The organism is Pseudomonas sp. LFM046 (genome assembly GCF_000949385.2).
In the GTDB taxonomy this organism is placed as follows: Bacteria; Pseudomonadota; Gammaproteobacteria; order Pseudomonadales; family Pseudomonadaceae; genus Metapseudomonas.
Genome location: NZ_JYKO02000001.1, coordinates 4,189,372 through 4,202,136 on the forward strand (window position 1 = coordinate 4,189,372; position 12,765 = coordinate 4,202,136).

The 12,765-nt window shown below is 66.3% G+C and carries 13 protein-coding genes; 2 read left to right on the plus strand and 11 right to left on the minus strand.

Annotated features, from left to right (window positions below; genetic code table 11):
* Nucleotides 1–3 precede the first annotated feature (3 nt).
* Nucleotides 4–609 carry a hypothetical protein gene (locus tag TQ98_RS19265; protein WP_044870499.1) on the minus strand — a complete coding sequence of 202 codons (606 nt, stop codon included), beginning with the start codon at nt 607–609 and terminating at the stop codon, nt 4–6.
* Nucleotides 610–845: 236 nt separating this feature from the next.
* On the opposite strand from TQ98_RS19265, the gene TQ98_RS19270 reads away from it, so the two are divergent.
* The gene (locus TQ98_RS19270) at nt 846–1,274 is read left to right on the plus strand and encodes an anti-virulence regulator CigR family protein (protein ID WP_044870500.1); all 429 of its coding nucleotides are present in this window, start codon (nt 846–848) and stop codon (nt 1,272–1,274) included.
* A 181-nt stretch (nt 1,275–1,455) separates the two neighbouring features.
* Here TQ98_RS19270 and TQ98_RS19275 read toward each other — a convergent pair whose 3' ends face one another.
* From TQ98_RS19275 to TQ98_RS19300, 6 genes are all read right to left on the minus strand, one after another.
* Nucleotides 1,456–2,109, minus strand: coding sequence for a methionine ABC transporter permease (locus TQ98_RS19275; RefSeq protein ID WP_044870501.1), 654 nt, complete (start codon nt 2,107–2,109; stop codon nt 1,456–1,458).
* Nucleotides 2,093–3,172 (minus strand): ATP-binding cassette domain-containing protein, encoded by a 1,080-nt coding sequence (locus TQ98_RS19280; protein WP_044870502.1) that lies wholly within the window; start codon nt 3,170–3,172, stop codon nt 2,093–2,095. Before TQ98_RS19280 ends, TQ98_RS19275 begins: the two co-directional genes overlap by 17 nt.
* 161 nt (nt 3,173–3,333) lie before the next feature.
* On the minus strand, nt 3,334–4,131 hold the full coding sequence (locus tag TQ98_RS19285) for a MetQ/NlpA family ABC transporter substrate-binding protein (protein ID WP_044870503.1): 798 nt from the start codon (nt 4,129–4,131) through the stop codon (nt 3,334–3,336).
* Nucleotides 4,132–4,166: 35 nt separating this feature from the next.
* Nucleotides 4,167–5,567 (minus strand): LLM class flavin-dependent oxidoreductase, encoded by a 1,401-nt coding sequence (locus TQ98_RS19290; protein ID WP_044870504.1) that lies wholly within the window; start codon nt 5,565–5,567, stop codon nt 4,167–4,169.
* Nucleotides 5,567–6,775: an SfnB family sulfur acquisition oxidoreductase gene (locus TQ98_RS19295; protein ID WP_044870505.1), complete on the minus strand. Its 1,209-nt coding sequence runs from the start codon at nt 6,773–6,775 to the stop codon at nt 5,567–5,569. The genes TQ98_RS19290 and TQ98_RS19295 overlap by 1 nt, the downstream gene beginning before the upstream one ends.
* A gap of 10 nt (nt 6,776–6,785) precedes the next feature.
* Complete coding sequence (locus tag TQ98_RS19300; protein WP_044870506.1) at nt 6,786–8,021, minus strand: SfnB family sulfur acquisition oxidoreductase; 1,236 nt, start codon at nt 8,019–8,021, stop codon at nt 6,786–6,788.
* 516 nt (nt 8,022–8,537) lie between these two features.
* Between TQ98_RS19300 and TQ98_RS19305 the strand changes: the two genes are divergently transcribed.
* Entirely contained in the window at nt 8,538–9,704 is a 1,167-nt protein-coding gene (locus TQ98_RS19305; RefSeq protein WP_044870690.1) for an HPP family protein, read from the plus strand.
* 118 nt (nt 9,705–9,822) lie between these two features.
* Here the strand turns inward: TQ98_RS19305 and TQ98_RS19310 are convergent, their stop codons facing one another.
* From TQ98_RS19310 to TQ98_RS19325, 4 genes are all read right to left on the minus strand, one after another.
* Complete coding sequence (locus TQ98_RS19310; RefSeq protein WP_044870507.1) at nt 9,823–10,266, minus strand: nuclear transport factor 2 family protein; 444 nt, start codon at nt 10,264–10,266, stop codon at nt 9,823–9,825.
* A 120-nt stretch (nt 10,267–10,386) separates the two neighbouring features.
* Nucleotides 10,387–11,610, minus strand: coding sequence for an RNA polymerase sigma factor (locus TQ98_RS19315; RefSeq protein ID WP_103103160.1), 1,224 nt, complete (start codon nt 11,608–11,610; stop codon nt 10,387–10,389).
* A 31-nt stretch (nt 11,611–11,641) separates the two neighbouring features.
* A complete protein-coding gene (locus tag TQ98_RS19320) occupies nt 11,642–12,028 on the minus strand; it encodes a YciI family protein (RefSeq protein ID WP_044870509.1) in 387 nt (128 codons plus the stop codon).
* A 179-nt stretch (nt 12,029–12,207) separates the two neighbouring features.
* Nucleotides 12,208–12,735, minus strand: a complete 528-nt coding sequence (locus TQ98_RS19325) for an SRPBCC family protein (protein WP_044870510.1) — start codon at nt 12,733–12,735, stop codon at nt 12,208–12,210.
* Between the last annotated feature and the right edge of the window lie 30 nt (nt 12,736–12,765).

Consider the following 12,765-nt stretch of genomic DNA (forward strand, 5'->3'; position numbering starts at 1 on the left):
TTTCTAGCGGTGGTTCTTGCCGTCGTTCTTGCTGGACGACGCTTCGGCCTGGGAGCGGCCGTGGGCGTTGTGATCGCCGGGCGTCGTCTCGGACACCGCGCGAGCGTTGGCCAGGCCGCGGCTGTCCTTGTCGCGGGCGACAGCGGAAGTCGCTTTCCCGTGGCCCTTGTCCTCGCCATTGCGGGTGGCCTTGCCGGTGTGGTCGGCGTCCTGGCCGAACTTGTTGCCCTTGCCAGTGTGATCCGCGTCCTGGCCGAACTTGTTGCCCTGGCCGGTGTGATCCGCGTCCTGGCCGAACTTGTTGCCCTTGCCAGTGTGATCCGCATCCTGGCCGAACTTGTTGCCCTGGCCGGTATGGTCGCTGTCACGGCCGAAGCTGTTGCCCCTGCCCTCGTGGCTGCTAGAGTGGCCGCCGCCCATTCCGCCACCCATACCACCGCCGTGACCTGCGCCATGACCACCACCATTCCCGCCACCGTTACCGCCGCCATTGCCGTTGCCACGGGCGTAAGCGGAATCAACCAGGGACGCGCCACCGGGCAGGACAGTGCCCGCCGCGAGGACCATCGCACAGGTCGCTGCAGCCAACAGGGTTTTCTTGCTGATCATTTTTGGAGCCTCCACAGGCACTTGTTCACAGTGACCGTGAGACTTCATACCGCGTGAGCCGGTTCACTCACGGGAGACGAGCGGACAGGAAAGTCGACGCCTGGCGCTGCACTTTTTGAACTACGTCATATTTCCGCTCAATCACGCTGACGATTAATCCTGTAATAGTGGCGGCATTGTCCCCTGCATTCGCAGTCAATCAGCAAAGGAAACATCCTCATGGAGGCCATACGGACATGATCAAGACCCGATCCCTGATCGTAGCGTTCACCAGCCTTGCCCTGATTGCAGGGTCCCCAGCGCTGCTGGCCGACCCTGGCAAGAACAAGGGCCATGGTAATCAGGCCCAGAGCAGCAACAGCGGAACTCAGGGCAAGAACGGGGCCGACAGCGGCCCGAGGGTGGATATCGGCGGCATCCGCGGCATCCTCGACGACAACCGCGAGTACTGGGGCCCCACCCAGGCGCTGCCGCCGGGCATCCAGAAGAACCTGGCGCGCGGCAAGCCGCTGCCGCCGGGAATCGCCAAGAAGCTCGACGGCCGCCTGGTCGACCGCCTGCCCCACTACGAGGGCTATGACTGGGTTCGCGCGGGCACTGACCTGGTCCTGGTGACCGTAGCCACCGGGATCATCTACGAAGTGCTGCAGGATGTGATGGATTGAGGCCTCCACCAGCCCCGTAGGTTGGCGCTGAGGAGCGAAGCCCAACGTGTCCAGAGCGAACCGGCCGGCACATCGCTCTTCGTAGGGTGGAAATCGCTCTTCATTTCCACCCTCGATGCCATCCCGGGCACCAATGGTGGACCGGTGAAGCGTGGTCCACCCTCCGTAACATTCACAGCCCTCACACCCGCTTGTTCAACACCCGCGCCAGCCGGTCTCCGCCGAACTGGATCAGGGTCACCAGCACCACCAGCAGAATGATCACCGTCAACATGATCTGGGTGTCGAAACGCTGGTAGCCGTAGCGGTACGCCAGGTCCCCCAGTCCGCCTGCGCCGATGGCGCCAGCCATGGCCGATGAGTTGATCATGGTCACCAGGGTGATGGTGAAGCCGCCGACGATGCCCGGCCGCGCCTCCGGCAGCAGCACATTCCAGATGATGTGGCGGCGCTGGCAACCCATGGCCTGGGCCGCTTCCACCAGGCCGAAATCCACTTCCCGCAGGCTCACCTCGGCGATGCGCGCGAAAAACGGCGTGGCGGCGATGGTCAGCGGCACCACCGCCGCCCAGACGCCATAGCTGGTGCCCACGATCAGGCGGGTGAAGGGGATCAGCGCCACCATCAGGATCAGGAACGGCACGGAGCGCAGCACATTCACGACACTGCCGAGGGTGCGGTTCAGGACGCGCGCCTCGAAGATGCCGCCCGGCCCCGTGGTGACCAGCACCAGCGCCAGGGGAATCCCCACCAGGAAGACGATCAGCGAAGACGCCCCGATCATCAGCAGGGTGTCGAGGATGCCTTGCAACAGGCGATCAAGCATGGGCGACATAGCCGAGCACCTCCGCCTTGTCCGCCAATGGTCGCGCCCGTTCCAGCAACTCCAGCCCGCCCTGCCCGGCCAGCGTGGCACTGAGCAGCAGGTGACCCTGGGCCCGCCCCTGGATGCGGTCGATGCCGCCGTGTACCAGGCTCACCCGCGTGCCGAGGGCCTGGGTGATGGCCAGCAGGTCCGGCTCGCGTCCGCTGGCACCGGTGAAGTGCAGGTCCAGCAGCAGTTCGTTGGCGCCATCCCGAGGCTGGCTCACCAGGCGCGCCAGCAGGTCGTCCGGCAGGTCGTGGCGCAGGGTGCCCAAGAGCGTCCGGGTGACCTCGTGACGGGGATCGCCGAACACCTGCCAGACCGCCCCCTGCTCCACCACCCGCCCCTGCTCCAGCACCACCACCCGGTCGCAGATCTCGCGGATCACCGCCATTTCGTGGGTGATGAGCACAATGGTCAGCCCCAGGCGCCGATTGATGTCCCGCAGCAGGGCGAGGATCTGCTGGGTGCTTTCCGGGTCCAGCGCCGAAGTGGCCTCGTCGCAGAGGAGGATTTCCGGCTGATGCACCAGCGCGCGGGCAATGCCGACCCGCTGCTTCTGGCCGCCCGAGAGCTGCGCCGGATAGGCATCGCGCTTGTCCGCCAGCCCCACCAGGTGCAGCAGTTCGTTGACCCTGCGCTCGACGTCGCCCCCGGAGACTCCGGCGACTTTCAGCGGCAGGGCGACGTTCTGCCAGACGGTCTTGGCCGACATCAGGTTGAAGTGCTGGAAGATCATGCCGACGCGACGTCGCAGCCGCACCAGCTGCTGCTCGTCCAAGGCGCCGATGTCTTCGCCGTCGATCAGCACCTGGCCGGCACTGGGCTTCTCCAGACGATTGAGGGTACGGATCAGCGACGACTTGCCGGCGCCGCTGCGGCCGATGATGCCGAACACCTCGCCTCGGCGGATGTCCAGGTCGATGCCCTGCAGCGCCTGCACCGGTCCCTTGCTGCCCTGGTAGGCCTTGCCCAGCCCCTGCAAGCGGATATGCGGCAGCTCCAGGCTGATGTTGCGATTGAAACTGACCATGTGGGGCCTCTCTGTTTCGAATTACCCGAAGTCGAAAAAATTTGTAGGGGCGAATTCATTCGCCAAGCAGGCCGAAGGTCTGCCTTCGAGTCCGCAGGGGCAGCGTTGCTGCCCTTGGCAAACGAATTCCCCCGACAGCATTTTCATCGACCGTCGTTAGGTCACTCCCAACCCGGCTGATAGAGCTTGCCGTGTGCCTTATCGAGGGCCGCGCGGACCTGCGGGGAGTGCTGGTAGATATCCACAAACTGGCCGAGGCGACCGTCGTCGCGGTAATCGGCGCGGGTGACGAACTGGATGATGTATTCCTTGTTCTCGATGCCGTCGAACAGCAGCGCGCTGTTGGGATCGAGGGTGCCGGCCAGGCGGATGTAGTGCGGGTAGCCCTGGGCCAGGTCGACGTCGTCCAGGGCACGCACCAGTTGCACCGCCTCCAGCTCGATGATGTCGATGTGCTTCGGGTTCTCGACGATGTCATCCAGCGTCGCCTTGTAGCCGACGCCATCCTTCAATTTGAGCAGGCCGGCCTTCTGCAGCAGCTGCAGGCCGCGTCCGCCGTTGATGGGATCGTTGGCGATGGCCACCTTGGCGCCGTCGGGCAGGTCGGCGATGGCCTTGTACTTTTTCGAGTAGAGGCCGACGTTGTTGATCACTCCGGGGGCGAAGGGCTTGAGCGCAAAACCGCCCTCCTTCTTCGCGTTCTCCAGGAAAGGCGTGTGCTGGAAGTAGTTCACGTCGATATCGCCAGCGGCCAGGGTGATGTTGGGGGAGTTCCAGTCGGTGAACTCCACCAACTCCACCTTGAGCCCCTTCTTGGCGGCCTCCTCCACCGCCACTTCCAGGGGTGGGGCGAAGGCGGCGGTGGTGCCGACCTTGAGGGGTTTCGAATCGGCGCCATGGGCGAGGCCGGAGGCCAGGAGCAGGCTGAGGGTGAGCGTTTTGAGGAGGTGTTTGGGCATGGTTGTCATCCTTTGAGCAAGGTCTTGAAGGGAAATCAGCTGGTTGTAGGGGCGAATGAATTCGCCCCTGCAGAGGAAAATTGCCCCACTGAGAAATGGGCGCCCGGGTGGCTCTCCGGCAGCCGATCCCCCGTACCAAACAACTTGTGGCGCAGGGTCCCTTCGGCATACGCCGTCTTGTAGGCGCCGCGTGCCTGCAACTCAGGCACCACCAGGTCGATGAAGTCCGCGTAGCTTTCCGGCGTGACGATGCGGGTGAGGTTGAAGCCGTCCAGCCCGGTCTCGTCGATCCAGGCCAGCAGCTCATCGGCCACCTGAGTGGGCGAGCCGATCAGCAGGATGTAGCGCCCACCCAGGGCGTGCTGTTCCAGCAACTGGCGGCGGGTCAGGCTGTTGTCCCTGAGCTTGCTGGCGGCCGATTCGATGGCGTTGGTCTTCACGTAGGGGATCGGCTCGTCCAGCCCGAAGCGGGAGAAGTCGATGCCGGTGGAGCTGGCGAAGTGGGCCACGCCCGCCTCGGCGCTGGCATGGGCCAGGTACTCGGCATGCTTGGCGCGGGCCTCGGCTTCAGTGGGGGCGACGATCACGCTGATGCCCATGAACACCTTCACCGCGTGTGGATCGCGCCCGGCTGCCAGTGCCGCGCCGCGCACCTTGTCCACCTGGGCACGGGTGGCGGCCTTGTTGTTACCGCTGATGAACACGCACTCGGCGTGTTCCCCGGCAAAGCGCAGCCCACGTGCCGAAGAGCCGGCCTGGAACAGCACCGGCGTGCGCTGGGGCGAAGGCTCGCAGAGGTGATAACCCTCCACGCTGAAGAACTCGCCCCGGTGGCGAACCTTGTGCACTTTCTCCGGCCGGGCGTAGAGGCGCTGCTGGCGGTCGACGACCACCGCGCCCTCTTCCCAGCTCCCTTCCCAGAGTTTGTAGAGCACCTCCAGGTATTCATCGGCCTGGTCGTAGCGGCGGTCGTGTTCCTCCTGCCGGGCAAGGCCCATGGCGCGGGCGGCGCTCTCCAGGTAACCGGTGACGATGTTCCAGCCCACCCGCCCGTCCGTGAGGTGGTCCAGCGTGGACATGCGCCGGGCGAAGAGGTACGGCGCGTCGTAGCTCAGGTTGGCGGTCAGGCCGAAACCCAGGTGCCGGGTGACTCCGGCCATGGCCGAAACCAGCAGCAGCGGGTCGTTCACCGGCAGCTGGATACTCTCCGCCAGGGTCAGGTCCACGTTGCCCTGGTAGACGTCATAGACCCCGACGATGTCCGCCAGGAACAGACCGTCGAACAGGCCGCGCTCCAGCAGCCGGGCCAGCTCCGTCCAGTGGGAGAGCTTGCGGTAGTCGGCCGAGCGGTCGCGTGGGTGAGTCCAGAGGCCGTGGTTGATGTGCCCCACGCAGTTCATGTTGAAGGCGTTGAGGAGGATCTGCTTGCGCGCCATCAGATCGTCCCCCGCCGTGGCGGCAGTTGGTCGTTGAGGTAGTAGTTGCCCACCGCGTGGTACTTCCAGCGCAACGGGTCGTGCAGGGTGTGGACCCGTGCGTTGCGCCAGTGACGATCGAGGTTGTGCTCGGCCAGGCTGGCGCGAGTGCCAGCGAGTTCGAACAGCTTGCTGCCGGCGGCGAGGGATACCTCGGTGGTCAGGGCGCGAGCTTCGGCCACGCCGATGGAGGCGGCGGCCACGGTTTCGGCCGTGGGCGCGGCGGTGGCGGCATCCAGCACGCGGCCGGCACGGTCGAGGATGGCTTCGGCGGCGTGCAGGCGGATCGCCAGGCGGCCGAATTCCTGGATGGCCAGCGGATCGTCGCGGGCCTTGTCCACGCCCGAGTCGATCCAGGGCCGCGAGCGTTCGCGGACGAAGTCCAGCGCGTCCTCATACGCGGCGCGGGCGATGCCGACATCGATGGCGGCATGGAGAATCTGGGCGAAGGGTCCCACGGTGGTCGGGCGCTCGAAGGCGGCCTGGAAGGACACCAGGTCCTCGGTCCTGACCGGTACATTTTCGAACACCACCGAGCCGCTGCCGGTGGTGCGCTGGCCGAAGCCCGACCAGTCGTCGATCACCGTCAGCCCCGGGGCATTGCGCGACACGAACGCCAGGTACTGATGGCCATCCTCGGCCACCACCAGGGTCGGCACGCGCTGGGCGAAAAGGGCGCCGGTGCAATAGAACTTGCGACCGTGGATGCGATAGCCGGCGCCTTCCTTGATCAGCCGGGTGTTGCGGTCATTGGCGGTACGGGTGCCAATCTCGGCGAGGGCGTTGCCGAAGCGTTCACCGGCCAGGGCGGCGGCGAACAGGCGGCGCTGCTGGGCTTTGCCACCATTCACCCGCAGCACTTCCAGGGCGTAGAAATGGTTCTGCGGAATCTGCCCCAGGGAGCCATCCGCCGCGCTGATGATGGCGACGACCCGAGCCAGGGTGACACGGGACACCCCCGCCCCGCCGAACTCGCGGGGCACGCCTATGCCCCCGAGGCCAGAGCGGCTGAAAGCCTCCAGTTCTTCATGGGGCAGGCGCCGGTCGCGGTCACGTTCGGCGGCGCCGGGCTTGAATTCGGCGGCGAGGCGGTGCGCCACATCGAGGGCTTCGGCGTCGTCGCGGATGATGGTGACGTGGGTCGCCGGGGCGTGTTGCAGCAAAGTCATGGCGAGCTCCTCAGATCCAGGAATGGCGTGCCGGGCGGGTGCCGTTGAGGTGCCAGGCGCCAACCGCCTGGACCTTCCAGCGCACCGGGTCGTGCAGGGTGTGGACGCGGGCATTGCGCCAGTGGCGGTCGAGGTTGAACTCGGCGAGGGTGGCGCGGCTGCCGGCCAGTTCGAAGAGCTTCTCGCTGGCGGCCAGGGCGATCTCGGTGGTCAGCACCTTGGCTTCGGCCACGGCGATGGAGGCGCGGGCAGCGGAGTCGGCATCGATGGGCGCGGCAGCCACTTCGTCCAGGACCCGGCCGGCACGTTCCAGCAAGGCATTGGCGGCATTCAGCTCCACCTTGAGGCGGCCGAACTCGGCGATGGTGTAGAGCTCTTCGCTGGCACGGTCGACGCCGGCATCCACCCAAGGTCGCGAGCGCTCGCGGACGAAGGCGATGGCGTCGTCGATGGCCGCTGCGGCGATGCCGGCATCGATGGCCGCCTGGATCAGTTGAGAAACGGCGCCCTGGATGCTCGGTACCTCGGCCAGCCGGCTGTTCTGGAACACCAGGTCGTCGGCCACCGGGGCGTTTTCCAGCAGCACGGTGCCGCTGGCGGTGGTGCGCTGACCGAAGCCGGACCAGTCGTCGATGATGGAAAGCCCCGGCACGCCCCGCTCCACCAGCCCCAGCACGCCGACGCCGTTGTCATCGATGGCCTTCACCGCCACCCAGTGGGCGAACAGCGCGCCGGTGGAATAGAACTTCTCGCCGCTGATCTTCAGGCCATCATCGGTGCGGGCGATGCGCGCCTTGATCTCCAGGGTGTGCCGGGTGTTGCGCTCAGGGCCCGCATTGGCCAAGCGGCGGCCAGCCAGGATGCCGGCGAAGACCTTGCGTTTCTGCGCCTCGCTGCCGACGTTCTCCACCACGCTGAGCAGGCCGAACTGGTTCTGCGGAATCTGCCCCAGGGCCGGGTCGGCGGCGCAGATGATGCGGAACACCTCGGCCAGGGTGACATGGGACACCTCCGCTCCGCCGTAGGCGCGGGGAATGCGGATGCCGCCCAGTCCCAGGCGGGTGAAGAGTTCCAGTTCACGCCAGGGCAGCTGGCGCTCGCGGTCCCGGGTGGCGGCGTCATGGCGGGCCAGTTTTGCCACCTCGTGGGCGGCTTGCAGGGCCTGGGCATCGTTCTCGATCAGCGCCGCCGGGAGTAGTGGCGGGGCTTCATCACGAATAGCGTGGTGTGCGCTTGAGTGGGTCATGGGCAGCTTTCTTCCCTCGGAGTTTCGCCGCAATGCATCGCGGCCTTGCTTGCGAAGGGGTATTGCAGCGCCCGTGCCAGTTTATTTTTTCTTTGATAATCAGATAGTTATAGAAGCCATCCAGAAATCAAGGCCGCCTGAAACAGGCCATCTGTTGGTCAACTGTTGCTGGAGCAACACCTTGCCGCTCGGAGTGCGCCGGTTCCGCCATACCGCCATGACCTCGGTTTAAGTGCATTTTTTTTGCACTGAAACAGCAACAACATTCATTGGCCTTCTATTTTCTCGCCCCTTAGGATTCGCCCATCCCCGACGCCCGGCCCGGCCGGGGCCTGCCCAGGCAGGCCTCCCGAGGAACCGTGCGCGAGAAATAGACGTTTCCATCTCCAGGGAAGGAGGCCCCCACTCCGGTGGGATTGAGGGGTCCCAGGCGCTGTACGAAAAATCACCGAGCCACGGCGGTTTTCGCACAGCACCTGGCGGCCTCCCCTTTTACAACTGCCCAGTGTCATGACCATGCCCCAGAACCCTCTGCGCCTCTGGCTGCAGCGTCTGCTGCCGGATGCGAGCAACGCCCCACCCCGGCAGTGGGTGCGCGCCGCCATTGGCGGCAGCATCGCCGTCGCCCTGGCCACCCTGGCCTGCCTCCATCTGTTCGGTGCTGAACCGGCCCTGCGCCTGGCTGCCCCCTTCGCTGCCTCGTCGGTGCTGCTGTTCGCTGTGACTTCAAGCCCCGTGGCGCAGCCTTGGCCCGTGGTGGCCGGCAATGTGCTGGCGGCCGCCATCGGCCTGTTCGTGGGCCAGTGGGGGCTACCGCCGCTGGCGGCCGCTGCGCTGGCCTTTGGCCTGGCGCTCGTCGCGATGCAGGCCCTGCGCTGCCTGCACCCGCCGAGCTGTGCCGTGGCCCTGGGCGCGGCCCTGGGCGGACCGATCGTCGCGGCAATGGGCTGGCACCTGCTGCTGCCGGTAGCGCTCGGTTCGCTGCTGCTGGTGAGTACCGCCCTGCTGTTCAACAACCTCAGCGGCATTCCCTACCCACGCAAGGTGGCCCATCCCGCCAGTGGACCCCACCTGACCGCCGACCCGCTACCCGGCGAGCGCAACGGCATCGCCGAAGTGGACCTGGACCATGCACTGGCGGAATTCGGCAGCTTCGTCGACGTCACCCGCGACGACTTGCAGCGCCTGCTCCAGCTCACCGAGAAGCATGCCCTGCGCCGCACCATGGGCGACCTGCGGGCCGCGCGGATCATGTCCCGCGACCTGCGCACGGTCGGTCCCCAGGCGCCGGTGAGCGACGCCTGGAGGCTGCTCGACCGCCATCACCTGAAGGCCCTGCCGGTGCTCGACGACCAGCAGCGGCTGGTGGGCATCCTGACCCTCTCTGACCTGCTCGGCCACGCCGCCAATACCGCTTCACGCAGCCTGGCCGACCGCTTCCGCGCCCGCCGCGAGGCGCCGGTGTCCCGGCTGATGACCCGCCCGGTGCGCTGCGTGACGGTGGATACGCCGGTGGTGGAGCTGGTGTCGCTGCTCTCCGATCAGGGACTGCACTGCCTGCCGGTGCTGGATGATGGCGGACGGGTGGTGGGCATCGTCAGCCAGAGCGACCTGATCGCCGCGCTCTACCGCAACTGGTTGCAGGACCTGCACCGGCAGCCGGAGTTGCAACTGGCCAGTTGATGGGCGTCGGGTCTTGAGTGGGGCTGGCTGCCCTCTCCCCGTAGGGTGCGCTGTGCGCACCGAAATCTCCGCACGGTGTTTCGGTGGGCACACCCTACGATCAGCCAAGCGCCGGGGGTCAGGGCTGGAGGTCGAACAGGGCCTTGGTGGTTTCCATGTCGAAGGGCGCGGAGAAGTGTTCGTGGATGATCTTCCACTGCCCGCCGCGCTTGACGTAGCACTGGGTGCCGCGCATCCAGCTGGTCTGTACCTGGCCGTCATGTTCGCCGCCGCAGCGGATCAGGCAATGCAGGAAAGCCACGTTGCCGTCGGCATGGATGGTCGGGTCGGCCGGTTCGAAGATGTGGTCGCCGCTGCACATTTCCATGCAGTAGCGCCAGTGCTGGCCGTAGGCCTGAATGCCCTTGAACTGCAGCTGGAGGATGGCGTCGTAGGCGATCACGTCGTCCGCATAGCGCGCCACGATGCCGTCGATGTCCTTGGCACGGGCGGCCTTGAGCCACTGGTTGAAGGCTTCGTGCACGTCCAGCTCGGCGGTGGCCTTGAGGGTTTCACTGCTCATGGTGCGTCTCCTTGTTCCAGGAAAGGATTCCGCCCGGCTGCAGGCCGACGGGTTCATCTATTGTCGTACGCCGCTGCCGGTCTTCGACCTGGCCCATCTCAGGACCGACCAACGGCCCGTTCAGTCTTCCAGCTCGCGCAGGCGCATCTCGATGAAACGCCGCTCAGGCTCCTGGCGAACCAGCGCCAGGGCACTGCGATAGGCCGCACGTGCGTCCTCCTTGCGCCCAAGGCGCCGGCAGAGGTCGGCGCGGGCCGCGTGCGCCAGGTGGTAGTCCCGCAGGTCGCCGGTTTCCAGCAGGGCATCCACTTCCACCAGCCCCGCTGCCGGTCCGTCCCGCATGGCGATGGCCACGGCACGGTTCAGTGCCACCACCGGCGACTGCACCAGACGTTGCAGCACATCGTAGAGGCCGACGATCTGGCCCCAGTCGGTGCGCGATGCGTCCGGCGCCTGGGCATGCACGGCGGCGATGGCAGCCTGTAGCACGTAGACGCCAACACGTCGGCCGGCCAGGGCCCGGGTCACCAGCGACAGGCCTTCGGCGATCTGCGCCCGGTCCCACAGGGAGCGGTCCTGGTCATCCAGCAGTATCAGCTCTCCATCGGCGCTGGCGCGGGCCGCGCGGCGCGAGTCGTGCAGCAGCATCAGGGCCAGCAGGCCCATCACTTCCGGGTCGGGCAGCAGTTCCAGGAGCAGGCGCGCCAGCCGGATGGCCTCGACGGAGAGATCGGTACGGGTCAGGGAGTCCCCCGAGGACGCCGAATAACCCTCGTTGAACACCAGGTAGATGACCCGCAGGACGTTATCCAGGCGCTCCGGCAGCTCGGCCATGGCCGGCACCTGGTAGGGAATGCGTGCGTCGCGGATCTTCGCCTTGGCGCGGACGATGCGCTGGGCGATGGTGGACGGGCTGCTGAGGAAGGCCCGGGCGATTTCCTCGGTCTTCAGGTCGCAGACCTCGCGCAAGGTCAAAGGCACCTGGGCGTCGGCGGGCAGCGCCGGGTGGCAACAGGTGAAGATCAGCCGCAGGCGGTCATCCTCCACGTCCTCGCCCTCCTCGAAGGCACTGGCGGCCTCTTCCAGCTCCTCCACCAGCTGACTCTTGGAGGCGTCGAAGCGCGACCGTCGGCGCAGGCTGTCGATGGCCTTGAAGCGCCCGGCCGAGACCAGCCAGGCACGCGGGTTGGCGGGGATACCATCCCGCGGCCATTGCTGCACGGCGGCGATGAACGCGTCGTGCAGGGCTTCCTCGGCCAGGTCGAAATCCCCCAGCAGACGGATCAGGGTGGCGAGCACCCGGCGCGAGTCGCTGCGGTAGATCGCCTCGACCCGCTGGCGCAGCGCGACCTCGTCCATCAGGCGCGCCGCCCTGTCACGAGGCCACGCCAAGCGGCTGGATGTTCGGCCGCATTTCCGGTTCGCGGACTGGCCGGACCTCGATGCAGCCCAGGCGTGCCGGCGGGATCTTGGAGGCGATCTGGATGGCTTCGTTGAGGTCGCGGGCTTCGATCAGGTAGAAGCCGCCCAACTGCTCCTTGGTTTCCGCGAAAGGCCCGTCGGTCATGGAGACCCGCCCGCCCTGAATACGCAGGGTGGTGGCGGTGCCCACCGACTCCAGGGCGTTGGACGCCAGGTAATGACCACTTGCGGTGAGCTGCGTGGTGTATTCCAGGCACTCGCCGGCGATGGCCTGGTAGTCGGCATCGGTCAGGCTGGCCAGCTTGGCCTCTTCGATATAGATCAGGCACAGGTATTTCATGATGGGTTCCTCGGGTGGCTTGGGGTACTGACACCCTTTTGTCGATCCGCTGACGGGGGAATCGACAGGGCCGCCGAAATTTTCTGGCTCGCAATGGAATGGACTGCCCCGTGGGGCGCGAATTCACTCGCGCCCCACGGGAAGGATTCAGGGTAGTCGACGGGTCGGCGGGGGTAGGACTATTTCTCGGCGGCGGCCTTCAGGTTGTTCAGACCCTGGTCGAACTTGCCGCCCACCATGTCATCCATGTCGAAGAACACCTGCATCAGCCGGTGGGTGTAGGGGGAAGGCCCGTACATGGCCCAGGTCACCTGGGTTCCGCCCTCGTGGGGCTGGAGGAGGAATTCGGCGGTGTTGTGCGCTTCGAAGGGCATCTGGAAGTCCAGTTTGATCTCCACCTTCGAGGCCGGCTCGCTCTTGGTGATCTCCATGCTGCCGGTGCCCACCTCATTGTTGCCCTTCCAGGCGTAGGTAGAGCCCACGCCCTGGGCCGGACCGCTGTATTCACGCTTCAGGGCCGGGTCGATCTTTTCCCAGGGCGACCAGGCGGTCCATTGATGGAAGTCGTTGATGAGCGGAAAGACCTTGTCCGGCGGTGCGGCGATGTGGGCCGTACGTTCGATGCGGAAGTGATCCGGGCTGATCGCGGCGTATCCCAGCACACCGACGCACGCGACGATAAGGATGGCAAAGATGGCTTTGAGCATGGCGCGCTCCAGGGGCTTGCAGGCAGGTTG

Bases quoted from the DNA above. Each gene is read 5' to 3' on its own strand.
- TQ98_RS19325 (WP_044870510.1), bottom strand. From the start codon at position 12,735: ATGCTCAAAGCCATCTTTGCCATCCTTATCGTCGCGTGCGTCGGTGTG.
- TQ98_RS19270 (WP_044870500.1), top strand. From the start codon at position 846: ATGATCAAGACCCGATCCCTGATCGTAGCGTTCACCAGCCTTGCCCTG.
- TQ98_RS19320 (WP_044870509.1), bottom strand. From the start codon at position 12,028: ATGAAATACCTGTGCCTGATCTATATCGAAGAGGCCAAGCTGGCCAGC.
- TQ98_RS19290 (WP_044870504.1), bottom strand. From the start codon at position 5,567: ATGGCGCGCAAGCAGATCCTCCTCAACGCCTTCAACATGAACTGCGTG.
- TQ98_RS19265 (WP_044870499.1), bottom strand. From the start codon at position 609: ATGATCAGCAAGAAAACCCTGTTGGCTGCAGCGACCTGTGCGATGGTC.
- TQ98_RS19310 (WP_044870507.1), bottom strand. From the start codon at position 10,266: ATGAGCAGTGAAACCCTCAAGGCCACCGCCGAGCTGGACGTGCACGAA.
- TQ98_RS19300 (WP_044870506.1), bottom strand. From the start codon at position 8,021: ATGACCCACTCAAGCGCACACCACGCTATTCGTGATGAAGCCCCGCCA.
- TQ98_RS19280 (WP_044870502.1), bottom strand. From the start codon at position 3,172: ATGGTCAGTTTCAATCGCAACATCAGCCTGGAGCTGCCGCATATCCGC.
- TQ98_RS19275 (WP_044870501.1), bottom strand. From the start codon at position 2,109: ATGTCGCCCATGCTTGATCGCCTGTTGCAAGGCATCCTCGACACCCTG.
- TQ98_RS19285 (WP_044870503.1), bottom strand. From the start codon at position 4,131: ATGCCCAAACACCTCCTCAAAACGCTCACCCTCAGCCTGCTCCTGGCC.
- TQ98_RS19305 (WP_044870690.1), top strand. From the start codon at position 8,538: ATGCCCCAGAACCCTCTGCGCCTCTGGCTGCAGCGTCTGCTGCCGGAT.
- TQ98_RS19295 (WP_044870505.1), bottom strand. From the start codon at position 6,775: ATGACTTTGCTGCAACACGCCCCGGCGACCCACGTCACCATCATCCGC.